The following is a 23,908-nucleotide window of genomic DNA, read 5'->3' on the forward strand; positions in this document are numbered from 1 at the left end:
GTAGCCGCGCGATTCTTCATCGAGACGAACCACTCGCGGCCGGTATACTGCGTCCATGACAACCATTGAGCCCGTTGAGGGCCCGGTCTCGCTGCTCGTCGTCTCCGATTTCGTCTGACCGTGGTGCTACATCGGCCTCGTTGGGGTCGAACGATTGCAGCGCGAATACGACGTTGAAGTGCGCTGGGCGCCCTACTTCCTGGACCCATCGACGCCGCCCGAAGGCAAGCCACGCAAACCGCAGACCCGGCCGGACGACCCGCCGACACGCATCGAGGCGATGGGCGAGGAACTCGGCCTGCACTTCTCGCGCGGGCGCACATGGACCTCGAACTCTCACCTCGCCCTGGAAGCGGCGGAGTTCGCCGCCGAGACGCCCGCGGCCGAAGCCTTCCACCGGGCGATGTTCAAGGCCTACTTCGATGACCTTGAGGACATCGGGGCCATCGACACCATCGTCCGCATCGCCGAAACAGCGGGCCTCGACGGTCCGGCCCTCCGCGAAGCACTCGAGACCGGCGCCTTCCGCCAGCAGGTGGATGACGGCATCGATTGGGCGCGGCAGGCCGGGGTCACCGGTGTGCCGACGTTCATCATCGCCGACCGCTGGGCCGTTGTTGGCGCGCAGGACTACAACGTCTTCGAGTCGATGATGAAGAAACTCGGCAAAGAGCCAAAGACGCAGCCGGGAGCCTGAACCCGCCGGCCCGGACGGTTACGCGAACTCCGGCGCCTTGTAGAACGGGAACAGGTCTGGAAGGTCGTTCGCGACGCTCATCCTGAATTCGGGCTTGCGCTTCTCGAGGAACGAGGCGACGCCCTCTCTCACGTCGGCGCTCTGGCCCATCAGGAGGATGCCGCGCGAATCCGCCATGTGCGCCTCCATCGGGTGGTCGGCCACGAGGCCCCGCCACATCAGCTGGCGGCACAGCGCAACCGAGACAGGGGCGGTATTGTCGGCGATCTCGCGCGCCAGCCTGTTGGCAGCGGGGAGCAAGTCCCCCGGCGCGTGCACAGCCTTCACGAGCCTGCCGGCGAGTGCTTCGGACGCATCGAAGACGCGCCCGGTCGACACCCACTCCATCGCCTGGGAGATGCCGACGATGCGCGGGAGGAACCAGGAACTGCAGGCTTCGGGGACGATCCCGCGCTTTGCGAAAACGAAGCCCATCCGCGCGGTCTCCGAGGCAAGCCGCACGTCCATCGCCAGCGTCATCGTGATGCCGACTCCGACGGCCGGACCATTGATGGCGGCAATGATCGGCTTCTTCAACTCGAAGATCCGCAGGGTGAGCTGGCCGCCGCCGTCCCGGTTTTGCTGGATGTCGGTTGTCCGGCCGCGAGACGACGCATTGAAGGTGTCGGGCCCGCCCGAAAGGTCGGCGCCGGCGCAGAACCCCCGGCCTCGCCCGGTGACGATGATCGCCCGAACGGCGTCGTCACTGTCCGCGCGGTCGAAGGCGTCGGTCAGCTCCTTCAGCATCGTGCCCGTGAAGGCGTTGAGTTGCTCAGGCCGGTCCAGCGTGATCGTCAGCACGCCATCGGTGGCTTCGTAGGCGATGTGTTCGTAAGACATGGGCGGGATTCTGTCCCCTCCGGGAGAGGATGTCGAACCCACCCGACCGGCCGGCTGCCCACCTGGCAACGGTCCTCAACTCCGGCCCCGGCGACGGCGCTCAGCCCCGGCTGATGCCCAGGCCGCCCCGCGCGCTCAGCCGCTGACAGCCCCCATCGAAAATTGCGTCTCCGATCCCCTTGCAGGCGGTGTATCTTGTGGGCAATCGCGTGCTTCCCGGAGGCCCACCGTGAGCAGCTTCGTCCCTGTCAGCGACATCCGCGAGCCCACCGACTTCGGCGACCGGGACTTTCCCGGTGCGCTCGTGAACGTCACCAACGTTTGCAATCTCTCGTGCCGCCACTGCTTCGTGTTCCGCGCCGACAACCCGAATAAGCCGAAGGACAAGATGGACGACGCGACAATGCTCGCCCAGCTCGAACGGCTCCGGGACAAGCATCACATCAGGTCCATGTTGTTCATGGGCGGCGAGCCCATGATCCGGAAGAACCTCGTCCTCCAGGCGATGCCGCTCTTCCAGCAGTCCTCGATCGTGACCAACGGCACATACGGCATACCGTCGGTCCCCGGGCATCTCGTTACCGTCTCGCTCGACGGGCCGAAGGCGATGAACGACCCGATCCGGGGTGAAGGCGTCTTCGAAAAGGTGAAAGAGGCGGTCTTCGCCCGCGACCCGAACGACGGGACGACCGTGATGCTCCAGATGACCGTCACGCGCGAGAACGCTCCCGGAATCGAGGCGTTCGTCGAGGAGGTCAAGGACTGGCCAGTCACCGGCATCGCCTTCACCTTCTACGTTCCCAGCGTCGACGATGAGACGAATCTCGGCTGGCCGGACCTGCGCGACCGCGACCGCGTGATCGACCAGGTGATCGCGGTCAAGCGCAAGCATCCCGACCGCGTGAAGTCGAATATCGCCGCACTCGAACTGATGAAGTCGGACCGCTGCCTGGAAGCGACGGGGGCGCACGGCGAAACTTGTGGCTTGCGCAGGATGCTGCCGCTGTACATGGGCGAAGGCGGCAACTTCGAGCGGACATTCTGCTGCTACGGCAACAACGTCGATTGCACCCGTTGCGGCGCCTACGCGGTGTTCAACGGCTACCATCACCGGATGGCGGGGACTCCCGAGGATGCTTAACGGGTGACCGTATCACTCGTCTACGAAACCCATTCGATAACGACGGACAACGAGGCCGGAATAGCGACCGGCTGGCTGCCCGGACAGCTTTCGAAGGAGGGCCGGCGGCTGGCGTGCGAACTCGGCGAGCGCCGCCGCAACGACAACCTCTCGGCCGTGTTTGTCTCGGACCTGGCGCGCGCCGCCGAGACAGCGACGATCGCCTTCGCCGGGAGCAACATCAACATCAACTACGACTCGCGCCTGCGTGAGTGCGATTACGGGACGTTCAATGGAGCGCCGGCCGCCGAACTCAACCGGGTACGGGCCCAACACATCGAGCTGCCTTTCCCGGCGGGCCAGAGCTACCTGGACGTGATCGCGGAGACGCGCGACTTCCTGACCGACATCGCCCGCCAATTCGATGGCAGACGGCTCTGCGTAATCGCGCACTCTGCGAACAAGTGGGCGCTCGATGTCCTGCTCCACGGCAAGCGGATTGAGGACCTCGTCGCTGCCCCTTTCGAGTGGCAGCCGGGATGGGAGTACACACTCGAGGCGCCTTTCGCCTAGGTGTGGCTCCGGGCCCACTCCAGCAATTCATGCGCAGGGCGGGTGTTCACGATCCGCTCTGCCGGGACGCCGCATTGCTCGGCCCGGTCGCATCCGTAAGGCTGCCAGTCGAGTTGTCCCGGCGCGTGCGCATCCGAATCGACCGCGAAGAGGCATCCCAGTTCGAGTGCGAGGCTGAGCAACCGGCGAGGCGGATCGAGCCGCTCCGGCCGGGAGTTAATCTCCACGGCCTTGCCGAACTGGCGGCAGGCTTCGAAGACCAGTTCGGCGTCGAATTCGGATTCTGGCCGGTTCTTCCCGGCCACGTAGCGCCCGGTGCAGTGCCCCAGGATATCCATGTTCGGGTTGGCGACCGCCATCACCATTCGCCTCGTCATCGCCTCGCGCTCCATCCGCAGCTTGCTGTGGAGGCTGGCGACGACGATATCGAGGCGGGCCAGCAGTTCGGGCTCCTGGTCGAGCGCGCCGTCATCCAGGATGTCGACCTCGATTCCGGTGAGGATGCGGAACGGTGCGAGTTCGGCGTTCAGTTCAGCGACCACGTCGAGCTGGGCCCGGAGACGCTCGGCCGTGAGTCCGCGGGCGACGGTCAGGCGCGGCGAATGGTCGCTGAGCACCATGTACTCGTGGCCCAGCGCGATCGCCGCCTCCGCCATCTCGCGGATGGGCGAGCCGCCATCGGACCAGTCCGAGTGGACGTGGCAGTCGCCGCGCAGGGCGGCGCGGAGAGCCCGGCCCCCGGCCGGTGGCCAGTCCGAAGCTGTTTCGAGCTTCGCCAGGTAAGCCGGGACCTCGCCCGCCAGCGACTCGCCGATGACTTTCGCGGTGACATCACCCACGCCTTTGAGTGACTTGAGCGATCCCTTCGCAGACATGTCCGCCAGTTCGTCCGGCGAGAGGGCGGCGATGGCCGCCGCCGCCCCGCGGAACGCCTTGACGCGGTACTCGGGTTCGTTCGCCCGTTCGAGCAGGAAAGCGATGCGCTTCAGCGCGGCCGTTGGTCCCACCCGCCAAGCATACCCGGCAGTGTGTAGCCAGCCGGGGCCGGAGCGTCCGTGTAACGCGCGTGGCGGCGGAATGGCCGCCGGGGTTTACATCGGCCGCGGAAAATTGCGCACCCGCTTTCGCGTTTGTTAGGATCGTGCAAAGGCGGGCGTGGGTATGGATGTGTCATCCGTCCTCGTGCTTAACCAGAACTACGAGCCGCTCAATGTGTGCAACGTGCGGCGCGCGCTCGTCCTTGTGTTCCGCGGGAAGGCGGAAATCATCGAAGCGGCGGCGGCGGCCATCCACACCGCCAGTAGCAGTTTCGTTCTCCCCTCGGTCATCCGCCTTGTCCACATGATCCGCCGGCCTCGCCCAAAGATCCGCCTGACGCGGAAGGAGATCTTCGCGCGTGACGGCTGGGAGTGCGTGTACTGTGGCCGCCAGACGCGGGACCTGACGCTGGACCACGTGATGCCGCGTCACCGGGGCGGTCCGCACACCTGGGAGAACCTCGTGAGCGCCTGCCGGGCGTGTAATCACAAGAAGGCCGGCCGTACTCCCCAGGAAGCCCGCATGGCTATGGCCGTCCAGCCGCACGTACCCCGGGTCTCGGTCTACCACGCGTTCTTCCCGTATCTCGGTGCGCAGGAAGAGTGGCGGAAGTTCGTCCCCGGTTGGGAAGGGCAACTGGCTGGCTAACGGCAGGCATCCCGGCAGGCGAACAAACCCCCTTCTCGATGCCCTCCCGTACGCCCTATAGTCGCGATAGCTCACGTCTATCGAGGTTCCCCCATGACCCAAACTGCTGCCGATTGGCGGTCGCGCACCGCCGGCAAACTCGTTTCCCCCGGGGAGGCTGTCGCGACCATCCGAGACGGCGACACCGTCTGGGCCGGCGGATGGACATCGGTGCCACCCCAACTCTGTGGCGCCCTCGCTGCCCGCGGCCCCGAGCTGCACGACGTCACCATCGTCTCGTTTCTCACTCCGTATAAGTGGGACACGCCCGAGAACCTCGCCAACTTCACGGTCGTTACCGCCTATGCCAGCCCGTTCGACCGGGCGGCAGTCCGGGAGGGCCGGATGGAGTACGTCCCGGTGTCGCAGTTCCGCGAGGGCGTGATGCCTCCTGGCATCGCGCGGATCGATGCGGCGATGATCCCGATTTCGCCGCCGGACGAAGACGGCTGGTGTTCCTTCGGCAGCGGCGTCTTCTTCGGGCCGACGGTGGCGAAGCTCGCGTCGCGCCTCATCGGGGAGATCCACGAGGGTTTCATCCGGACCGGGGGCGACAACCGCATCCACATCTCGCGCTTCGAGCGAGTCTGCGAGTACACGCTGCCGCCCGCGGTCGCCCCCATTCCCCCTCGCAGCGAAGAGACCGAGGTGGCGGCGCAGGTCATCTGCTCACTTGTGGCGCACGAAATCGTCTACGACGGCTGCACACTCCAGTTTGGGATCGGCGATGTGTCGGCGGCACTGCCGGCCTTCCTCGAAGAACGCCACGAACTCGGCGTGCACACCGAGCTCTTGCCGGGCGGCATCCCGGATCTCGTCGAGAAGGGCGTCATCACCGGCCGGAACAAGCCGCATCACGCCGGCAAGGTCGTGGCCAGCGCCGTGGGGCAGGTACCGCCTGAGGACCTCAGGCGGATCGACGGAAACGCCGTCTACGAACTGTACGACTTCACCCACACCGATGACCTGAGGCTGCTCCTGCAGATCGAGAACTTCGTAGCAGTGAACAACGCCATGGCCGTCGACCTGACCGGCAACGTCTCCTCGGAGACGCTGGGGGCGGCCCTGTTCAGCGGTACAGGTGGCCAGGCGGCTTTCGCAGTTGGTGCGTCGACCGCGGCAGGGGGTTCGGTGATCGTCTTGCCATCCAGTTCGCTGGTGAACGGGGAGAGGGCAACGCGCATCGTCGGCGGCCACCCTCCCGGGACCGTGCAAACAGTCCACCGCGGCTTCGTCGACTACGTGGTCACCGAACAGGGGATCGCCCGGCTGCGAGGCAAGTCTGTCCGCGAACGCATCGGCGAACTCATCTCGGTCGCCCACCCGGACTTCCATGCGGAACTGAAGAAGGACGCGTTGCGGCTCTACGGCATCGCCATCTGATGCACCTGCCGGTCAACGGTCATGCCGGTGACTCCTCCCGGTCGACCGCTCCAGCGCCTCGACGAATTCCGCATAGGACTCCGCGCTGAGGGCCGGCCCCCGGCGGAGTTCGTCGCCCAGATTCGCGGAGGGAGTCGGGCCCTCATCGTGACCGGGGTGGACGATAGTCTCCGGAGGCAGCGCCCGGAGCAGCCTGGCACTCTCCCAGAGCGCCTCGACCGCGTCACGGTCCGGCCCTGGCCTGCCCATCCCGCCCACATGGAGCGTATCGCCGGCAAACAGGCGGCCTCCTGCCAGGAACGAGAGCGAGCCGGCCGAGTGTCCGGGTGTGTACAGCGCCCGGACCCCGACTTCGCCGAGCGGCAGCGTTCTTCCCGGCACGGCGACTTCAACCGTTCCTGAGAAGTGGTCACGGAGCCCGTTTGCTTCGGATTCGTGGACGAAGACTGTCGCCCCTGTCGCTTCCACCACGGCGGCGACACCGTTCGCGTGATCGCTGTGACTATGGGTGAGAAGCACCCATCGGATGTTCAGCCCCTGGCCCGCCGCGGCGGCAAGGATGGCCGCCGTATCCCAGGCGGGGTCGATGACGGCGGCTTCGCGCGTGGCCGCGCAGGCGACCAGGTAGGAGAAGTTCCAGAGCGGGCCCTGGCGGAGAGGGAGGACGAACAGGCCGTCCACGGGTCAGTTCGATCCCGTGGAAGAGTGGGATGGGGGACGCAGCGGACCAGAGTTCGATCAACAGCTCCTCTAACTCCGGCTGCCAGCGCTCCCAGGTGCCGCGGGCGTAGGCAGCCTGGGGGCTCGCCAGCGCGGGCTGCACGGCATCCGTGCTGGCGAACCCGTAGATCGCCAGCAGCGTCCCGTCGCCGTTGTGGCCCTTCCGGACGTTGGTGACGCCAGGGATCCTGGCGATGTCCTGCAGGTGGACTGCTCCGAACCACTCGTCGAACGCCCGGCGCGCAGCGATGCGTGCGCGCGCCCGGACCAGCATGAACGGTTGCTGGTCATCCACCTGCGCGACCCTCGATGAGAGACTGGACGAGCGCCACTGCCGGCCCCAGGTCGAAGCAGGTGTCCAGTACCACGACCGGCACACGAAATGGCTGGACGCGGCCGCGCATCTGTTCGAACACCGCCACGCCGGCCTGCGAATAGCCGCTTCGCTCCCGCGAGAGCCGTTCCCGGATGGTGGCGTCCGGCGCCGTCACCCGGACTGCGACCAGTCGCGCTCCGGTGGCGGTCGCCAGCCCCAGGAAGCGCTTCCGATCGCGCGTCGTGAGGTTGGTCGCGTCGATCAGTGCGTGCCGGCCGCTGGCCAGCGCACGGCGAGCTTCGGATTCGACCGTTGCGAAGACGCGGCCGTTCTCGGCAAAGGAGTAAGCAGGTTCGGGCGCGATCCGGCGGCGGACCTCGTCGCTCTCGATGTGACAGAATTCGACTCTGGTCGCGAGTGCTCTTGCGAAAGTCGTCTTGCCCGATCCCGGCAGTCCGGAAAGGAGGATGAGCGCGGGTCCGGAGCTCGGAAAATTGCCGTCAGCCATTTCTTATGCTAGGTTGGCGGATGTTCATACGTTAGGCAAAGGAAGACCGAAGAGAAGGTTGCTGACCAACGAGCAGAAGACCACAACGATCCGGGAGTACGGCGTCCACGCCACCGATACGGGCTCCCCTGAAGTCCAGGTTGCGATCCTCACAGAGCGGATCAAGTACCTGACGACGCACCTCAAGGCGAACAAGCACGATTTCCACACACGACGTGGACTCTTGAAGCTTGTTGGCCAGCGGCGCCGTCAGCTCCGCTACCTCAACAATCGCGACGTAAACCGGTACCGCGAAGTCATCGCCCGGCTTGGCCTCCGCAAATAGCGGGGGCCTTTGTCTTTTTGAACTTTTGAGCGAACGGCAACCTCCTACCGCGTTATTTCCCTGAGCCGCCGCCCCGCAGGAAGCGGGCGGTATCGAATCACGTCCTCTCCGCGCATGAACCGGGAGAGGACTGGGACGCATCTGAGAAGCAGAGCCAGAAACAGAGAGCATGAAAGAACCACGACAGTACGAACTCGAAGTCGGGGGCAAGACCCTCACCATCCAGCACGGCATCCTCGCCAACCAGGCCAATGGTTCCGTCACCGTCCGCCTCGGCGATACCGTCGTCCTCGTAACGGCCACGATGGCCGATGCGCGCGAGGGCATCGACTTTTTCCCCCTGACGATTGACTACGAAGAGCGGCTCTATGCCGTCGGCAAGATCCCCGGTGGGTTCCCTCGCCGCGAAGGCCGCGCCAGTAACGATGGCATTCTCGCCATGCGCCTGACCGACCGGCCGCTGCGGCCGCTCTTCCCCAAGGGTTTCCGCCAGGAAGTCCAGATCGTTGCGACCACACTCAGCGCCGACCGCGAGAACCAGCCCGACACGCTCATCGCCATCGGCGCCAGCGCGGCCCTGATGATCAGCGACATCCCGTTCAACGGCCCGGTGAGTTCCGTCCGCGTCACGCGTCTCGACGGTGAGTTCATCGTCAATCCCACATTCCAGCAGGCCGAAGCCGGGGACCTCGACATCATCGTCGCGGGGACCAGGGAAGCCGTCGTGATGGTGGAAGCCGGCGCCAAGCAGGTCACGGAGGACGTTGTCCTCGAGGCCATCGATGTCGCCATGGAAGCTAACCGCCTGATCATCACGCTCCAGGAGCAGATCGCCGCTGAAGCGGCGCCGGTGAAGAAACCCTTCACCCCGGTGGCGGAAAACGCCGAGGCGTACGCTGCCATCAGCGATTACTTGAAGGACCGCATCCCGGAACTCGTCGCGACCGCGGCCAGCGAACGGAGCGACGCCAACAAGGCTGTCCGCCAGGAACTCAACGAGAAGTTCGGCGAGCAGTTCAAGTCGGGCGAAATCGGCGACGCGCTCTACAGCGTGATCAAGAAGGCGATGCGCAAGCAGATCCTCGAGAAGGGCAAGCGCGCCGACCAGCGCGATATCACCCAGATCCGGCCGCTCGATATCCACGTCGGCGTGCTCCCGCGGACGCACGGCACCGGGCTCTTCACCCGCGGCGAAACGCAGGTGCTCACCGTCGCCACGCTCGGCGGCCTGACGATGTCGCAGAAGCTCGACACGCTCTCGCCGAAAGAGTCCAAGCGCTACATGCACCACTACAACTTCCCGCCCTACTCGGTCGGTGAAGCTCGCCCGATGCGCGGCCCCGGCCGCCGCGAAATCGGCCACGGCGCCCTCGCCGAGCGTGCCCTCGAACCGGTCGTCCCGAGCGAGGCCGACTTCCCCTACGCCCTCCGCCTCGTCAGCGAAGTCATGTCGTCGAACGGGTCGACCTCAATGGCCAGCGTCTGCGGCAGTTCCCTCGCGTTGATGGACGCCGGTGTGCCGATCTCGGCCCCGGTGGCCGGCATCGCGATGGGCCTCATCATGGGCGAGGACGGCAACTACAAGGTCCTGACCGACATCGCCGGCCAGGAAGACTTCATGGGCGACATGGACTTCAAGGTCGCCGGCACAACGGCGGGCATCACCGCCCTCCAGATGGACATCAAGATCGGTGGGGTCTCTCGCGAGCTCCTGACCACCGCCCTCAACCAGGCGAAGGATGCCCGCCAGTTCCTGCTCGAGAAGATGGCGGAAGTCATTTCCGAGCCGCGCGCGGAGATGTCCGAATACGCTCCCAAGATGTACAAGGTCCAGATCAACCAGGACCAGATCGGGACCGTCATCGGCCCCGGCGGCAAGACCGTCCGCAAGATCCAGGAAGAATCCGGTGGCGCGACCATCGAGATCCAGGAAGACGGCACGGTCATCGTGGGTTCGCCGAACGAGGCGGTCGCCCGCAAGGCCATCCAGATGATCGAGGGCCTCACCAAGGAAGTGAAGATCGGCGAGATCTACACGGGCAAGGTGACTCGCCTCCTGAACTTCGGCGTCTTCGTCGAAATCCTCCCGGGCAAGGAAGGCCTCGTCCATATCTCCCAGCTCGGCGAAGACCACGTCGAGACGGTCGAAGACGAAGTCCAGCCGGGTGATGAAGTGACCGTCATGGTCACCGAAATCGACAACCTCGGCCGGATCAACCTGAGCCGGCGCGCCGTCCTTCTCGGCGAAGAACCGCCTCCTCCTGGCAGCGGCGGCGGTAGCCGCGGCGGCGGCGGCGGCCGCGGCGCCCCTCGCAGTGGCGGCGGCGATCGTGGCGGTCGTGGTGGCGGCTTCGGTGGCGACCGTGGCGCCCCTCGCAGCGGCGGCGGCGACCGTGGCGGTTTCCAACGCAGCGGCGGCGGCGACCGTGGCGGCCAGCGCAGCGGCGGTGGCGGCGGCTTCGGCGGCGGCGATCGTGGCCCGCGCAGCGGCGGTGGCGGCGGCTTCGGCGGCGGCGATCGTGGCCCGCGTCCCGGTGGTTCGAGCCCCGTCGGCGGCGTCAGCCGCGGCTGGGTGCGGCGTTCCGGCGAAGGTTCCGAAGGCCCGGGTGGCCCTCCTCCCGCGCCTCGCCGTGACTTCGGTGGCGGCATGGACGAAAACGACGAGTAACCGTCGTCAGCAAACATCAAACGAAGGCCCCGGCAGCAATGCCGGGGCCTTTTTTCGTCGCGCGCCGTGGGCGCGTTATTCGACTCCACCCGATTCGACCAGTGGATTGACCTTCCCCATTTCCGTTACCATGCGCCCGCTCAGGGTTAGGCCAACCTCATTGGAGGCGCCTGCCTTACCTTCATGCGAAAGGGCCACAAACCCCATGTCCGTAGAACCGAAGACTGTTTCCGTCCGAAGCGGCATGTTCCAGCCGCCGACGTATCGCAAGGGCGCCGGCGTCCCGCTCCTCTACCTCCACGCCGCTGGAGGCCTGCGAAACGGGTTCACCCCGGAGCTCGAAGCACTCGCGCAGCACTACGATGTCATAGCCCCGACCCACCCCGGCTGGGACGACACCCCGGGCCTCGAAAGCATCGACGACATCCACGACATGGTTTCTTACTACCAGGACTTCGTCGATGAGCTGGGACTGACGTCGTTCCATCTCGCCGGACACTCGATCGGCGGCATGTTCGCGGCTGAGCTCGCAGCGGCCCGTCCGGACCTGGTGAAGAAGCTGGTGCTGACCTGCCCTGTCGGCCTCTGGATGGATGAGACACCGGTGACCGACCTCTTCACGCTCATGCCGAACGAACTCCCCGGCGTCATCTTCGGAGACCTCTCGAACCCGGTGATCCCGACGTTGTTCAAAGCCCCGGCAAACGAAGAGGAGATGGCCGAGAACTACTACTTCCAGCTGGCGAATTTCTCGGCGACCGGGAAATTCATCTGGCCGATCCCGGACAAGGGACTCAAGAAGCGCCTCCACCGGATCAAAGCCCAGACACTCGTCCTCTGGGGGGACCAGGACAAACTCACCCCGCCCGCATACGGGCCGCTGTTCGCATCGAAGATTGCGAAGGCGCAGCTGGCCACCGTTCCCGGCGCCGGCCACATGCTCCCGCTCGAAAACACGCCCGCCTGGTCCAGGGAGATCGTGGACTTCCTGGGTTGAAAGCGCGATGACCCCCGAAGAGCGCCATGCATTCGCATCCCGGCCACTACCGGCCGTCCTGGCGACCGTGGATGGTCACGGCCGGGCGCATGCCGTCCCGGTGATCTACCTGTACGAGGACGGTGAGTTGCTCGTCATCACTGACCGAGGCTCGCAGAAGCACAGGAATGCTGTGCGGCAGGGCCGGGCCGCACTCTGCATCGACGACCGGGCGCGCTTCCAGACCGTGACCGCCGAAGGGCCGGTGCGCGTCATCGACCCGATCACCTACGAGTTGCGTCTGCGCCTGCATACGCACTACCGGGGAGAGGAGGCGGCGTTGAAGGCCACCGCTGACGGTGGTCACAAACGGATGGTTGCACTCGTGATCGCCCCGGAGCGGTGGTACTGAGCCTGCCGGTATAGGGAACGGATTGACAGCTCACAGCGCCCTCCGCATGCTCCCGCCGAGAGCGGCCGTGGGTCGCTCTGAACACGACGGAGTGTTGGCAGTGCGAGACGATGAGGCTGAACTTCCTTCCCACCTGCACCTGACGGCCGCGGGGCGCAGAGTCCTCGGGTTGGTGGCGCTCGGCCGCGCTGACATCGAAGTCGCGGACCTGCTGGACGCTTCTCCAACCGCGTTCTCCCTGTTCCCCGTTCCCGGTTCCGCGTCTACGCTACCGGCATGGGCAAACTCGAAGGCAAGACCGCGCTGATTTTCGGCGTTTCGAACGACCGCTCCATCGGTTGGGGCATCGCGAAGGCGTTCCACGAAGAGGGTGCGAAGCTCGCCTTCTCCTACGCACTCCCCATGGAGAAGCGGATCATGCCGCTCGCCCAGGAACTCGGTGTCGAGTTCGTCGAGCCCTGCGACGTAACCAGCGACGCCGAGCTCGATGAGGTGTTCGCCAAGGTCGAAGCCAGGCTTGGCACGATCGACATCCTCGTCCACGCGATCGCGTTCGCGAACCGGGAAGACCTCATGGGGCGGTTCGTCGATACCTCCCGAGAGGGATTCCTGCTCGCCCACAACGTCTCGGTCTACTCGTTCGTCGCCGTGGCCCACCGCGCCCGGAAGCTGATGCCGAACGGCGGCAGCATGATGACGCTGACTTACTACGGGTCCCAAAAGGTGGCCCCGATGTACAACGTCATGGGTGTCGCCAAGGCATCGCTCGAAGCGACGACGCGCTACCTCGCCTGGGACCTTGGTCCGGAGAGAATTCGCGTCAACGCCATCAGTGCCGGCCCCATCCGGACGCTCGCCGCCAGCGGCATCTCCGGCTTCCGCGACTACCTCAAGCAGTTCTCGGCCATCGCCCCGCTGCACGAAAACGTGACCATCGAGCAGGTGGGCTCCGCTGCCGCGTTCCTCGCCGGCGATGGCGCCGCGGCGATTACCGGCGACGTCCTCTATGTCGATAACGGCTTCAACATCATGGGCCTGGCGAACGAAGAGCGGGAATGACGCGTCTTCCCGGGCCGTTCCATATTGTGCCGTACGACCGTTCGCGCCACGCCGATGGCCCATGGCGCGTGGTCTCCGCCGTCTTTGAGGAATACGGCTTCCCCTTCGCCGAGAACGACTACGACGCCGATGTCGCCCGGCCGGACGAACACTATGACGGGAGGACTGGCTGGTTTTCCGTTGCTGAAGACACTGAAGGCGGCGTCGTGGGCTGCGTCGGGCTGACGGACGAGGGCGGCGGCGAGTACGAACTACACCGTCTCTATGTGCTCTCCGAGGCGCGCGGCCACAACCTTGGCGAGCGCCTCTGCACGTGGGTGATTGAAGCCGCCCGCGAGAAGGGCGCCGAACGAGTCGTCCTCTTCAGTGACGTCCATTTCGCCCACGCCCACCGGCTCTACGAACGTGTTGGTTTTCGCGCCAACCGCTTCCGCTATGCGCCCGACCCGTGGCGAAGCCGCGAGTGGGGCTTCATCATGGAGTTCCCGAAGGACGGTACGAACTGATGCCACGACCACGCTGCACCTGGTGCATCGAGCCGCCCTACCAGGACCTTGCGGTCCTGAAGTGGCGCGGAGAAGAACGCGAGCGCCTCACCATCCCGCTCTGCCGGAAACACCTGATTCGGCTGAAAGAAGCCGGTCCCGCCGGGCGCGAGTTCAAGGGCTGGTTCTACAAGGACGGCTGGTGGTAAACGGTTTCGGCCTGTGCCAGCGAGCGCCCGAAGCGGGCCTCATCCGTATACTCCGGGCCACATGAACAACAGCCGTTTCAGCGACTGGCCAGAGGAATACGCCAGCAAGCTCGTCGAACCTTCCCGCGCCGCGGAACTCGTCCGGCCCGGCGACACCATCGTCATCCCCATCGGCGCCATCACCCCGGCCCTCTCCCAGGCCGTCTGGGAACGGCGCGCCGAGTTGAGCGGCATCGACATCCTCACCTGTGCCCCCTACCACGATCCCGGTTGGTTCGAACCGGGCGATCCGGCCTTCCGGATGCACGTCGAACTCTTCAACACCGCCGTCGGCCGCCAATCAGTCATCTCCGGGCGCAGCGACTTCGTCTCCATGCCGTTCAGCCGCCGGTTCAAGCGCGAAGACGAACGCGGTGGCGGTGAGTACCCGGTTGACGTCGCGATGGTCTCGGTCTCGCCGCCCGACCGGTTCGGTTTCTGCAGCTTCGGGACAAGCATGTGGAACAAGTTGAGCTACTGCCGCCGGGCCCGGACGGTGCTCGCGGAGGTCTTCCCCGGTTACCCACGGACTGGCGGGACGAATCAGATCCACGTCTCGGAGATCGATGCATTCGTCGATGGTGGAGAAGTCATCCCACCCCGGGCTGGAGCGCGCGAGATACAGCCATTCCCGAAGCCGATCGCCGGGTTCATCAACGACCTCGTGAACAACGGCGATACGCTGCAGATCGGCACGGGAATGACAACGCTGCAGCTCGCTGTGAACGGCGCCTTCGACGGCAAGGTTGACCTCGGTGTCCACAGCGAAGTCTCCACACCGGGTCTGAACGACCTCGTCTACCGTGGCGTCATTACCGGTTCACGGAAGAACGTGCACCCCGGGCGCTTTGTCGCCACGGCGCTCACTGCCGGTACTCCCGATGAGATGGAGTTCATCCACGAGAACCCGATTTACGAGGTCTACGAGGTGCACTACACGAACGACATCGCCGTCATCGCGGCGCATGACAACATGGTCGCCATCAACAACGCACTCTCGATCGACCTCACCGGTCAGGTTGCGGCGGAGTCGATCGGCGCCGACATGTGGAGCGGCCCCGGTGGGCAGCTCGAGTACGTCATCGGGGCGAACCTTTCCAAAGGTGGGCGAAGCATCACCTGCCTGCCCGCAACGTCGCGCGCCGAGACAATCACCCGGATCGTCGCCGAGCACCCGCCCGGGACCGTGATCACCGTGCCACGCCAGTTCGTGGACATCGTGGTGACCGAGTACGGAATTGCCCGGCTTTACGGCAAGAGCGACCGCGAGCGTGCGCGCGAACTCATCAACATCGCACACCCGGACCATCGCGAAAGTCTCCGCCGTGCGGCCCGGCGTATGGGGATCTAGCCAGGACTGCCGGCGCGCCGCTGCGAGAGGAAGTTCCACACCAGTTCCGCGCCGGAGACGCGCGAGGCGGGGCTGCCGGCCTGCACGCCGGGGTAGCCGGGCCAGAGGTGGTCGCACCCTTCGATGGTCACGATTTCCGTCGCTGCGGCACAGTCGATGAAGCGCCCGTGGTTCACTCCCTGTGCGATCTGTGTGGCTTCCGTGACCGACCGGCATCCGTTGCTGGCCGCCCAGTCCTCGATCGCGTCGTAGGCGCCGCCGTACTGCCATTGGCGCACGATCCCGCCTTCGATCGGCACGATGCTATCCGCCGTCCCGTGGATGGCGAGCACCGGGACAGTCGACTTGCAGGCTGGAGCCGGGAAGTCGACCCCCCCGACAGCCACGACGGCCGCGATGCGGTCCGGGATCTGGCAGGCGAGGCGGGATGACATGAACGCGCCATTGGAGAAGCCCGTGGCGTACACGCGCGCTGGGTCGACGCAGAGCTGCTTCGTTAGCGTGTTCAGGATGTCCTCGGTGAAGCGGACATCGTCGATCGAGTTTGGTTCTGTCGCGCCGGCTGACCACCCCATCGGGGTGCCCGTGCCATCTGGCGACACGAGCACAAACCCTTCGCGGTCGCTTAGCGGGACGAGGCCGGAGGTGATCTCCTGGTCGATCCCGGTCCCGGAACGGCCGTGGAAATTGAGGATCAGGGGCATGGGCTTCGCCGTCGAGGCGGTCGTGGGGATGTGGACGCGGTACGTGCGCTTCATCCCACCGGATAGAAGCGTCTGAATAGTCGTTTTTCCGGGGCTGAAGCCAACCGGCAACGCCGATCCGCACCCGCCGGGGGCCACCTGCCGAAGGGCCTGCGGGCCAGCCGCCGAAGGGCGGGTGGCATCGACTTCGATACCGAACAGCTCGGCGGTACCGATGAACGGGGCGGCCGAAGCACGCAACGCTTCGCCGGCCACCTCGCCGACGGACACTCCGGCTGGCGGATCTCCAAGCGACGCGCCCCCAGAACCGCAACCCGCGGCGAACACGAGCGACATCCCGAGAACCAGAGCTGCTGCCAGTCTTGCGCCGATATGGCACCTCCGTGGTCCACCGACCAGTGTATCGCTGGCACGCGGAAATGCGTGGGCCTTTCGGGCCATTGCGTGAAGACCGTTTGACCCTGAGTTCGGACCTATTCTGTGCAGCTAGAATGGACCCGTGTTCCCGGTTGTGACGAGGTGAGCGCCCAGCCCGATGCCGCGCCGCCAACCGCCGCGGGGCGTAAGTCGCCGCACAACCAGTTTTTGGACCTGGTGCGAACGGTCGCGATCATCAGGGTGCTTGCCTGGCACACCTATGGGTTCGCGTGGCTTTCGTATCTCATCGCGTCGATGCCGGCCATGTTCTTTGTGGCCGGGTCGCTCATGGCGCATTCGTTGGAGCGGACATCCGTGCGGAAGGTGCTCTACGCGCGCTTCCGGCGCCTGCTCATCCCCCTCTGGGCGTTCGGCTTCGTCGTGCTATCGGGAATGATCCTTCACTCGGCGACGGAGGCTGAGCTTGGCCTTCCTGTGCGCTGGGAACAGGTGCCGTGGTGGATATTTCCGCTCTGGGACCCGCAGGGCAGCGACTGGGGGATCACCTTCTGGGCCGTCCTCTGGTACATGCGTTGCCTCACCTGGCTCATCCTCCTCAGCCCGATCCTCCTCTGGCTGTTCAAGCGCCTCTCTATCGTCCTGATCGGCGTGCCCCTCGGCGCGCTCGCCGTGTTCGAAATGCGGTCGAGGAGCGGCCATGCCGTCGCCTGGCAGTTCGAGGACCTGGCTCTTTTCGGCATCTTCTGGTTGCTCGGCTTCGCCTACAACGCGGGCGATTTCGCCCAGATGTCCACGCGACTCCGGGCACTCGCCACAGTAGCCTTCGCCGCCGGCGCCGCGATCTGGGTCACCACTCAGGACGTGCCGGGGATGGTGGTCAACGCTTCGTACCCCGCCCACCTGCTGGTCGGGCTGACGTGGCTGATGGCCGCACTCACCTTCGAACGGTTGCTCAACCGGTTCGCGCTCAGGGCGGGGCCGGCGCGGTTCATCGCCTGGGTGAACGACCGTATCTTCACCATCTACCTCTGGCACGCAGCCGGGCTGTTCGTGATGTACGAACTCCTCTGGGTTGAGGATCGACCCACGTGGGTCCGGAACGCCTTCGCGCTCCCGATCGTGCTTGTGGTGACTTTCGTCTGCATGCTGGCGTTTGGTTGGGTGGAGGACCTGGCCGCCCGGCGCGAAGTGCACCTTGCTCCACGTGCCGGCGACGGGCCGGTGGTTGCGGCCCGCACCCGGCCTGCCTGGGCCAGGGCGATCATGCCGGGCGTCGCCGGGCTGGGTGTCCTCGCGATGCTCGCCGGGTTCCTCACCGAGCGATTCGATAACGCCCCGTCGCTCTCCGCCTCGGCGGTCGCGATCCCCCCGTCCGGCGTCGGCATCGCCCTCCGCGCAGAAAGTGCAGTCATCCTCGAGAAGCCGCCGGAAACGGCGCCGGCCGACACCACACAGGCCGCGATTCCGGTTTCCGCAGCCGAACTCCAGGCACTGTTCGATTCGTGGCGCGCCGCGAACAACCTGCCTGGGGCGACTGTCGCGCTTCGCCGGGCTGACGGCAGCGCGTGGGCAGCCGCTTCGGGAGTCGATGCATCCACAGGCGCCCCGATTGCCGTCGGCAGGGTCTATCCCACCGCCAGCGTGACCAAGACGTTCACGGCGGCCCTCATCCTTCAGCTCGTCGAGGAAGGAAAGGTGGACCTGGATGCGAAGGTCTCCAGTTACGTCCGTGGCATCGCTCACAGCGACCAGTACACCGTCCGTCACCTCATCCAGCACATGTCGGGACTGATGGCGACCGACGCGGTCGCCCCGGCCGAGGCGCTCCTCGCAGCCTCCCGGACGCCGCTGGCATTCGCACCCGGCACCGGGTTCCTCTACTCCAGCCCGGGCTATTACATGTTGGGGCTGGTCATCGAGAAGGTGACCGGCGTGTCGTACACGCAGGCACTCCACGAGCGGCTGCTCGATCCCCTCGAACTTCGGGGGACACTCATGGACGAGGAGATCAGCCCGCTGGCGGAATCGACCCACGCGCAGGCAAATCCGGCCCTCCGCTCGAGTTCCGGAGTCTTGCGTTCGTCTTCCGGTCCAGCGGTAACGGGGGTGCAGATGGAGTACTTCGGCGTGCTCTGGTCATCGGCCGGACTGCATTCGACGGTGGAGGACCTCGCAAAGTGGGCGGTTGCGTTCTACGCGACCGACGCTGTCGTCAACGAAGCGACCCGCGACCGGATGACGACCTTCCTTGGTCCCGAGTTCCAGTACGCCGGGCTCGGGACCTACCCATTCTGTCCTTGCTGGATCGAAGACGGCCGGATCCTGAGCGACCGGTGGGGGCACTACGGCCGTTCCGGCGTGATGGAGTACGACCCGAGCGACCAGATCGCTTTCACCCTGTACACCAGCGGGACCGACATCGACGAACGCCTGATTGTGGCCTACGACGACCTGAGCGCCCGCCTCCGGGACCTCGTCCGCGGGCGCCCACTCCCGAACTGACGTTAGTCGATCGGAGTCCCGGCCTGCTTCGTGAAGTCGGCCGGCCGCTTGGTGAGGAATGCCTCGATGGCTTCCTTGTGTTCCCAGGAACGGTAGGCCGCGCCCAGCGCGATGCCTTCGGCCCGTTGTACAGCGCCAGTGTCGTTCGCGTTGGTGTTGGCGATGATGAGCTGGCGGATCTTCGCCATGGCGAAAGCGGACTGTCCCGAAAGCTGTTCGCCCAATTCGACCGCGCGGTCGACGAGTCGCTCGGGTGCGACGACTTCCGAGATCATGCCGGCCTCGCGAGCCTCAGCCGCCGGGATTAGCCGCCCGGTGAGGCACCACTCGATCGCCCTCGCCTGGCCAACCATCTGCGGTAGCAGCGCGGAGCTCGCCAGTTCTGGGACGAGGCCCATCTTCACGAAGAACATGCCGAACCGGGCCTGTTCACTCGCGATGCGAATATCCATGGGCAGGATCTGGGTGACGCCGATGCCGACGGCGGCGCCGTTCACGGCCGCAATCGTCGGCTTCGGGAAGCTGTGGAGGAAGGAGACCCAATCCCCGGAGTTCGCGGTCGCCGTGTTCTCCGGCTGATCGGCCTCACGCGCTTCGACGTTGGACTTGAAGACGGCGTCGATATCGGCTCCCGCGCAGAAGGCGCGGCCGGCGCCGGTGACGACGATCGCTCCGACGCCGGTATCGGCGGCTGCAGCCTCCATGGCCCGCCGCAGTTCGACCATCATGCCCGGCGTCCAGGCGTTGAGCTTCTCGGGGCGGTTGAGTGTCAGGAGGGCAACACGCCCCCGCTGTTCGACGGTGATGGTTTCGTAAGACAAGGTGTTGCTCCGGGGCAAAGGTGCGCGGAAAGAATAGGCGCATTCCTTCGACGCTCGCAAAAGACTGCGCTGCTGGCCACCCCTGGCCCCGCGGCGTAGGCTTTCCCGACACAACACATCCTGGAGCACCCCCATGGCGAACCTCCATTTCGGCGTCACCATCCCCCAGATCAAGCGGACCTGGGAGGAGGCCAAATCGAATTCGCTTGAGTTCGAAGCGATGGGTTACGACTCCCTCTGGGTTTGCGACCACCTCTATGGCCCCCAGTCACCGCAGATTCCGATCCTCGAAGCATGGTCGCTCATCTCCGCGGTCGCCGCTGTCACCAGCAAGGTCGAAATCGGCACACTGGTTACGCCCGCCGGCATGCGCAATGCGGCCCACCTCGGCAAGGTCATCGCCACGATCGACAACATCGCTGAGGGACGCATCATCCCCGGACTCGGGGCAGGGTTGGATGCCGCGCGAGTTTAGCGACTTCGGGGTGCCGTTCCTGCCGACCGCCGCCCGCCTCGGCCAGCTTCGCGAAACGGTCGAGCTTCTGAAGCGGATGTGGACCGAGCCTTCGGTGACCTATGACGGCAAGTATGTGAAGGCGAACAACCTTGTCTGTGAACCGAAACCAGTGCGAATCCCGCCGATCCTCATCGGCGGCTCGGGCGAGAAAGTCACCCTCAAACTTGCCGCCCAGCACGCGGACATCTGGAACCACCAGGCGGCCCGCCAGTTCGAACTCCCGAAGAAGATCGAGGTCCTCAAGCAGCGCTGCGCCGAAGTCGGCCGCGACTTCTCCACGCTGACCGTGAGCCAGCAGTGCCTGGTGACGATCGCCCCGGACGAGGCGAGCGCGGCTCCGATGATTGACACGGCGAAGAATATCTTCGGCGGCCACATGGGTGACCCCACGGGGCCGCTCGCCATCGCCGGCAGCCCCCAGCGGGTCCGCGAGCAGATCCAAAAGCACGTCGACCTGGGTTGCACGATGTTCCTGATGGAGTTCTTCGGGCGTGACACGCGCGAGCCGGCGAAGCTCTTCGCCGAGACGGTGTTGCCGCACTTCAAGTAGGAGTGCGGGCGGGTCTCTGAAGGCGGCGGGCGAGGCCGGGGTCGTGTCACCCCCTCTTCCGGCCGGCCCGGTACAATCCCGCCCATGAAACTGGGACTTCAACTCTCGAATTTCACCTGGAAGGGCCGCGGCCCGAAGCTTGGCGAGAACCTCGCTGCCATCTCCCGCACCGCCGAGGATGTCGGTTACAGCTCCATCTGGGTGATGGACCACCTCTTCCAAATCCCGCAGGTAGGCGCCGCGCAGATGGAGATGCTCGAGGCGTACACCGCCCTCGGCTTCATCGCCGCGCATACGAAGTCCGCTTCGCTCGGGACCATGGTCACGGGCGTGACCTACCGGAACCCCGGCCTCCTTTGCAAGCAGGTGAGCACGCTCGATGTGCTCTCGGGCGGGCGAGCGGTGCTGGGCATCGGCGCAGCCTGGTACGAGAGGGAACACCACGGTCTTGGCATCCCCTTCCCGCCGCTCAGAGAGCGGTTCGAGAGGCTGGAGGAGACGCTCCAGATCTGCAAGCAGATGTGGAGCCGCGACGACGGCCCCTTCGAAGGCAAGCACTACCAGCTACGTGAGACCCTGAATTCGCCCCAATCGCTCCAGAAGCCCCACCCACCGATCCTCATCGGCGGCGGAGGCGAACGGAAGACACTGAAGCTTGTGGCGAAGTATGCCGATGCATGCAACGTCTTCGGCAACTCCGTGGAGTTCGTCCAGGGCAAGTTCGAGACGATTCGCCGTCATTGCGAAGCGATCGGCCGCGACCCCAACGAGATCGAGCGGACAGTCCTGTTGCGCCTCGATGTCGGCGAAGACGGCGAGAAAGCCGCCGAGGTTGTTGATCAGCTCGGGCGCCTTTCCGAAGCCGGGGTCCAGGCCGTCCACGGCTACCTCGTCGGAGTCGACAAGATGAAGCCACTCGAAGTGATCGGGCGGGACGTGTACCCGCAGGTGAAGGATCTATGACCACCCCGAACATCCCCAACCTCCCGGGCATGGGCAATGCCCCAACGCTCCAGGCACAGCTTTCGACCGTGACCGGGCGCGTCCTGCTCTACTGCGACCGGGCGGTGCAGGGACTCAGCATCGAACAGTTCTGCGATACGCGCGGCGGCATCACGAACAGCATCGGCTGGGACGTTTGGCACGTCGTCCGCACGATCGACAACATCATCCACTTCGTCTTCGAACGCCAGCAGCCAGTCTGGCTGAGGGATTCGTTCAACGAACGGTGGAACCTGCCGCGAGTCGACCAGGGCACGGGCCAGGACCCCAACGACGCCTACAGCATGGCGTTCCCCGAACCGGACGAATTCAAGCTGTACACGAAGGCCGTGCGCGACGCCGTCGTCCCCCGAATTGCCGCGATGAGCGATGCCTACCTCACAGAAGTGCAGACCATTCGTCCCTGGGGACCGATCCCCCGGATGGAGGCGATCCTCCACGGGTTGATCGGGCACGGCAACGGCCATCTCGGCCGGGCGAGCCTGGCGCGAAACCTGTACGGACTCGACGGGCTGCCGTTTTAGAAACCGGCGCTACGGCCTCCGGGCGTTCCTCACTACTTCGTCCAGCGCGCGTTTCGTCCTTGGTTCGGCGCGGACAGCGCGGGCAACGCTGAAGGCGAAGATGGCGACTGCGAGCCAGGCCAGCATCCCCGCAAGGGCGATCGTGTGGCGGCCCGCCTCGTAGTCCAACCGCTCGCCGAGGAGCGGGACTCCGGCGCGCAGCACCAGCGAACCGAGCAGCAGCCAGAAGGGCAGCCGCTCCAGCAGCATCGGGACGCCGGCCTCGGTCCGCTCCAGTGCGAAGACCGGTGCGACGAGCCGGGCCATGCCGAAGATCAGCATTGTTATCGTGCCGACGCCGAGCAGGTGGCGTGCCGCGTCTCGCTGTTCGAACGCTCCCCAGGAGGCGTAATCGTCGCCGCCCATCACTTCCAGTCCGCCCCAGACCATCAGCGCTCCCGCCGCCATCGCGGCGATGTTCGCGGTGACGACGAACCGCGCGGCCGACCGGGCACGCGGCCGCAGCCGCTTCGCCTGGCCATAGACCGATCCGCAGATCGGCGGAAGCGACACCAGCGCAGTCCCCGCGAGGACAAACCCGAGGCCGCCGCTCCACTGTCCGGTTTCAACGTCCGCGCCTCCTATCGCGATCAGCGCTGCCCCGGCATTGAGGAGCACCCCCGGCACCGCTGCCACGACGAGTTGCGGTGTCTTTCGGCCGTAGAAGATCGGTACGCTCCGGCTCTGCACCGCCCAGATGAAGTTCCCAACTGGCCCGAGCATGACCGCCCACAGGAGCGCATCGTTTTCGCGATGCTCCAGCAGTCCGGGTGCGGCCTCGTTCCCCGGGATGTTCCAGAGTGCGAGTAGCGCCCAACCGGCCCACCAGACCGTCCCTGCCCAGGCGAAGTACCTCCAGGGTTCCTTAGCCTTCTTCCCACGGCTCAGCGTCACCGCCAGCACGGCGGCGACCCCGATCGCTCCCGCGGCAGTTGTCACGCCGATTGCCATGGCGACAACGTCGGCGGTCCCACCCCTGGCCGTGGTTTGCAGCGCAATCCGGAGCACGACCGGGACCGCCAGGACTGCCAGCAAGGGGATGGTCACCCGTCGCGGCACCGGCCGTCGCCCGGCAAACCGCGGGATCAGGCGGATTGCCATCCCCGCAACGAAAAGTCCTGCCCAGCCCTGGACCTGGACCCAACCGTGGGCCTGGACCATCCAGGCCAGGCGGCCGGCGCCGCCCACCGTCCCGCTCATCGTGAGTGGGATCCAAACCGCGAACACCAGGCCCCCGAAGAGCACCGAGGCGAGTGCCGCGGCGATGAATCCGAGGTACGACCGGTCCTCCACGGCTCGGACGATGCCCGGCCCCGCGGCAGTTGGTGGCTCGATCGCGATGTCCGAAGTTCGTCGCATTTCTCGCGAGCTTACCCGCGGACGCCTGCTGCGTCTGTGGCGCGGGTTGCGAGTTGCTAGTGGGCTG

General features: G+C 65.8%; 25 protein-coding genes. 18 read left to right on the top strand and 7 right to left on the bottom strand.

The window, feature by feature from the left end; all coding sequences use genetic code 11:
* Positions 1–130: 130 nt before the first annotated feature.
* Positions 131–697 carry a DsbA family protein gene (locus tag IPG14_RS17575; RefSeq protein WP_343389492.1) on the top strand — a complete coding sequence of 189 codons (567 nt, stop codon included), beginning with the start codon at positions 131–133 and terminating at the stop codon, positions 695–697.
* A gap of 18 nt (positions 698–715) precedes the next feature.
* On the opposite strand, the gene IPG14_RS17580 is transcribed toward IPG14_RS17575, so the two are convergent.
* Entirely contained in the window at positions 716–1,576 is an 861-nt protein-coding gene (locus tag IPG14_RS17580) for a crotonase/enoyl-CoA hydratase family protein (RefSeq protein ID WP_343389428.1), read from the bottom strand.
* A 229-nt stretch (positions 1,577–1,805) separates the two neighbouring features.
* Between IPG14_RS17580 and IPG14_RS17585 the strand changes: the two genes are divergently transcribed.
* Both IPG14_RS17585 and IPG14_RS17590 read left to right on the top strand, forming a co-directional pair.
* Positions 1,806–2,717 carry a radical SAM protein gene (locus IPG14_RS17585; protein WP_343392686.1) on the top strand — a complete coding sequence of 304 codons (912 nt, stop codon included), beginning with the start codon at positions 1,806–1,808 and terminating at the stop codon, positions 2,715–2,717.
* Between the two features lie 3 nt (positions 2,718–2,720).
* Positions 2,721–3,269 (top strand): histidine phosphatase family protein, encoded by a 549-nt coding sequence (locus IPG14_RS17590; RefSeq protein WP_343392687.1) that lies wholly within the window; start codon positions 2,721–2,723, stop codon positions 3,267–3,269.
* Here the strand turns inward: IPG14_RS17590 and IPG14_RS17595 are convergent.
* Complete coding sequence (locus IPG14_RS17595) at positions 3,266–4,276, bottom strand: PHP domain-containing protein (RefSeq protein WP_343392688.1); 1,011 nt, start codon at positions 4,274–4,276, stop codon at positions 3,266–3,268. The genes IPG14_RS17590 and IPG14_RS17595 overlap by 4 nt on opposite strands.
* A 154-nt stretch (positions 4,277–4,430) precedes the next feature.
* On the opposite strand from IPG14_RS17595, the gene IPG14_RS17600 reads away from it, so the two are divergent.
* Positions 4,431–4,955 (top strand): HNH endonuclease, encoded by a 525-nt coding sequence (locus IPG14_RS17600; protein WP_343392689.1) that lies wholly within the window; start codon positions 4,431–4,433, stop codon positions 4,953–4,955.
* A 93-nt stretch (positions 4,956–5,048) separates the two neighbouring features.
* Positions 5,049–6,377 carry an acetyl-CoA hydrolase/transferase C-terminal domain-containing protein gene (locus tag IPG14_RS17605; protein WP_343392690.1) on the top strand — a complete coding sequence of 443 codons (1,329 nt, stop codon included), beginning with the start codon at positions 5,049–5,051 and terminating at the stop codon, positions 6,375–6,377.
* Between the two features lie 12 nt (positions 6,378–6,389).
* Here IPG14_RS17605 and IPG14_RS17610 read toward each other — a convergent pair whose 3' ends face one another.
* Both IPG14_RS17610 and IPG14_RS17615 read right to left on the bottom strand, forming a co-directional pair.
* The gene (locus IPG14_RS17610; protein WP_343392691.1) at positions 6,390–7,058 is read right to left on the bottom strand and encodes an MBL fold metallo-hydrolase; all 669 of its coding nucleotides are present in this window, start codon (positions 7,056–7,058) and stop codon (positions 6,390–6,392) included.
* A 326-nt stretch (positions 7,059–7,384) separates the two neighbouring features.
* Complete coding sequence (locus IPG14_RS17615) at positions 7,385–7,921, bottom strand: ATP-binding protein (RefSeq protein WP_343392692.1); 537 nt, start codon at positions 7,919–7,921, stop codon at positions 7,385–7,387.
* Between the two features lie 58 nt (positions 7,922–7,979).
* Here IPG14_RS17615 and rpsO point away from each other — a divergent pair, with 58 nt between their 5' ends.
* The 8 genes from rpsO to IPG14_RS17655 all read left to right on the top strand — a co-directional run bounded on the left by rpsO (position 7,980) and on the right by IPG14_RS17655 (position 15,445).
* On the top strand, positions 7,980–8,246 hold the full coding sequence (gene rpsO, locus IPG14_RS17620) for a 30S ribosomal protein S15 (RefSeq protein ID WP_343385663.1): 267 nt from the start codon (positions 7,980–7,982) through the stop codon (positions 8,244–8,246).
* Between the two features lie 169 nt (positions 8,247–8,415).
* A complete protein-coding gene (locus IPG14_RS17625; protein WP_343392693.1) occupies positions 8,416–10,914 on the top strand; it encodes a polyribonucleotide nucleotidyltransferase in 2,499 nt (832 codons plus the stop codon).
* A gap of 205 nt (positions 10,915–11,119) precedes the next feature.
* Positions 11,120–11,911 (top strand): alpha/beta hydrolase, encoded by a 792-nt coding sequence (locus IPG14_RS17630; RefSeq protein WP_343392694.1) that lies wholly within the window; start codon positions 11,120–11,122, stop codon positions 11,909–11,911.
* Between the two features lie 7 nt (positions 11,912–11,918).
* Positions 11,919–12,302 carry a pyridoxamine 5'-phosphate oxidase family protein gene (locus tag IPG14_RS17635; RefSeq protein WP_343389418.1) on the top strand — a complete coding sequence of 128 codons (384 nt, stop codon included), beginning with the start codon at positions 11,919–11,921 and terminating at the stop codon, positions 12,300–12,302.
* Positions 12,303–12,578: 276 nt separating this feature from the next.
* Positions 12,579–13,361: an enoyl-ACP reductase gene (locus tag IPG14_RS17640; protein ID WP_343385659.1), complete on the top strand. Its 783-nt coding sequence runs from the start codon at positions 12,579–12,581 to the stop codon at positions 13,359–13,361.
* Complete coding sequence (locus IPG14_RS17645; protein ID WP_343392695.1) at positions 13,358–13,867, top strand: GNAT family N-acetyltransferase; 510 nt, start codon at positions 13,358–13,360, stop codon at positions 13,865–13,867. The genes IPG14_RS17640 and IPG14_RS17645 overlap by 4 nt, the downstream gene beginning before the upstream one ends.
* A complete protein-coding gene (locus IPG14_RS17650) occupies positions 13,867–14,055 on the top strand; it encodes a hypothetical protein (RefSeq protein WP_343385657.1) in 189 nt (62 codons plus the stop codon). The genes IPG14_RS17645 and IPG14_RS17650 overlap by 1 nt, the downstream gene beginning before the upstream one ends.
* 61 nt (positions 14,056–14,116) lie before the next feature.
* The gene (locus tag IPG14_RS17655) at positions 14,117–15,445 is read left to right on the top strand and encodes an acetyl-CoA hydrolase/transferase C-terminal domain-containing protein (protein WP_343385656.1); all 1,329 of its coding nucleotides are present in this window, start codon (positions 14,117–14,119) and stop codon (positions 15,443–15,445) included.
* Here IPG14_RS17655 and IPG14_RS17660 read toward each other — a convergent pair.
* On the bottom strand, positions 15,442–16,419 hold the full coding sequence (locus tag IPG14_RS17660; RefSeq protein ID WP_343385655.1) for an alpha/beta fold hydrolase: 978 nt from the start codon (positions 16,417–16,419) through the stop codon (positions 15,442–15,444). The genes IPG14_RS17655 and IPG14_RS17660 overlap by 4 nt on opposite strands.
* Before the next feature lie 249 nt (positions 16,420–16,668).
* On the opposite strand from IPG14_RS17660, the gene IPG14_RS17665 reads away from it, so the two are divergent.
* Positions 16,669–19,029, top strand: coding sequence for a serine hydrolase (locus tag IPG14_RS17665; RefSeq protein ID WP_343392696.1), 2,361 nt, complete (start codon positions 16,669–16,671; stop codon positions 19,027–19,029).
* Between the two features lie 2 nt (positions 19,030–19,031).
* Here IPG14_RS17665 and IPG14_RS17670 read toward each other — a convergent pair whose 3' ends face one another.
* The gene (locus IPG14_RS17670; RefSeq protein ID WP_343385653.1) at positions 19,032–19,850 is read right to left on the bottom strand and encodes an enoyl-CoA hydratase-related protein; all 819 of its coding nucleotides are present in this window, start codon (positions 19,848–19,850) and stop codon (positions 19,032–19,034) included.
* Between the two features lie 133 nt (positions 19,851–19,983).
* Between IPG14_RS17670 and IPG14_RS17675 the strand changes: the two genes are divergently transcribed.
* The 4 genes from IPG14_RS17675 to IPG14_RS17690 all read left to right on the top strand — a co-directional run bounded on the left by IPG14_RS17675 (position 19,984) and on the right by IPG14_RS17690 (position 22,443).
* Positions 19,984–20,325 carry an LLM class flavin-dependent oxidoreductase gene (locus tag IPG14_RS17675; RefSeq protein ID WP_343392697.1) on the top strand — a complete coding sequence of 114 codons (342 nt, stop codon included), beginning with the start codon at positions 19,984–19,986 and terminating at the stop codon, positions 20,323–20,325.
* Complete coding sequence (locus IPG14_RS17680; RefSeq protein ID WP_343392698.1) at positions 20,309–20,917, top strand: LLM class flavin-dependent oxidoreductase; 609 nt, start codon at positions 20,309–20,311, stop codon at positions 20,915–20,917. The genes IPG14_RS17675 and IPG14_RS17680 overlap by 17 nt, the downstream gene beginning before the upstream one ends.
* An 84-nt stretch (positions 20,918–21,001) precedes the next feature.
* Positions 21,002–21,880, top strand: a complete 879-nt coding sequence (locus tag IPG14_RS17685) for an LLM class F420-dependent oxidoreductase (RefSeq protein ID WP_343392699.1) — start codon at positions 21,002–21,004, stop codon at positions 21,878–21,880.
* Complete coding sequence (locus IPG14_RS17690; protein WP_343392700.1) at positions 21,877–22,443, top strand: DinB family protein; 567 nt, start codon at positions 21,877–21,879, stop codon at positions 22,441–22,443. Before IPG14_RS17685 ends, IPG14_RS17690 begins: the two co-directional genes overlap by 4 nt.
* Before the next feature lie 9 nt (positions 22,444–22,452).
* On the opposite strand, the gene IPG14_RS17695 is transcribed toward IPG14_RS17690, so the two are convergent.
* Positions 22,453–23,841 (bottom strand): hypothetical protein, encoded by a 1,389-nt coding sequence (locus tag IPG14_RS17695; protein WP_343392701.1) that lies wholly within the window; start codon positions 23,839–23,841, stop codon positions 22,453–22,455.
* Between the last annotated feature and the right edge of the window lie 67 nt (positions 23,842–23,908).

The sequence above is a fragment of the Candidatus Amarobacter glycogenicus genome (assembly GCF_016704105.1).
Lineage (GTDB): Bacteria > Chloroflexota > Dehalococcoidia > Tepidiformales > Tepidiformaceae > Amarobacter > Amarobacter glycogenicus.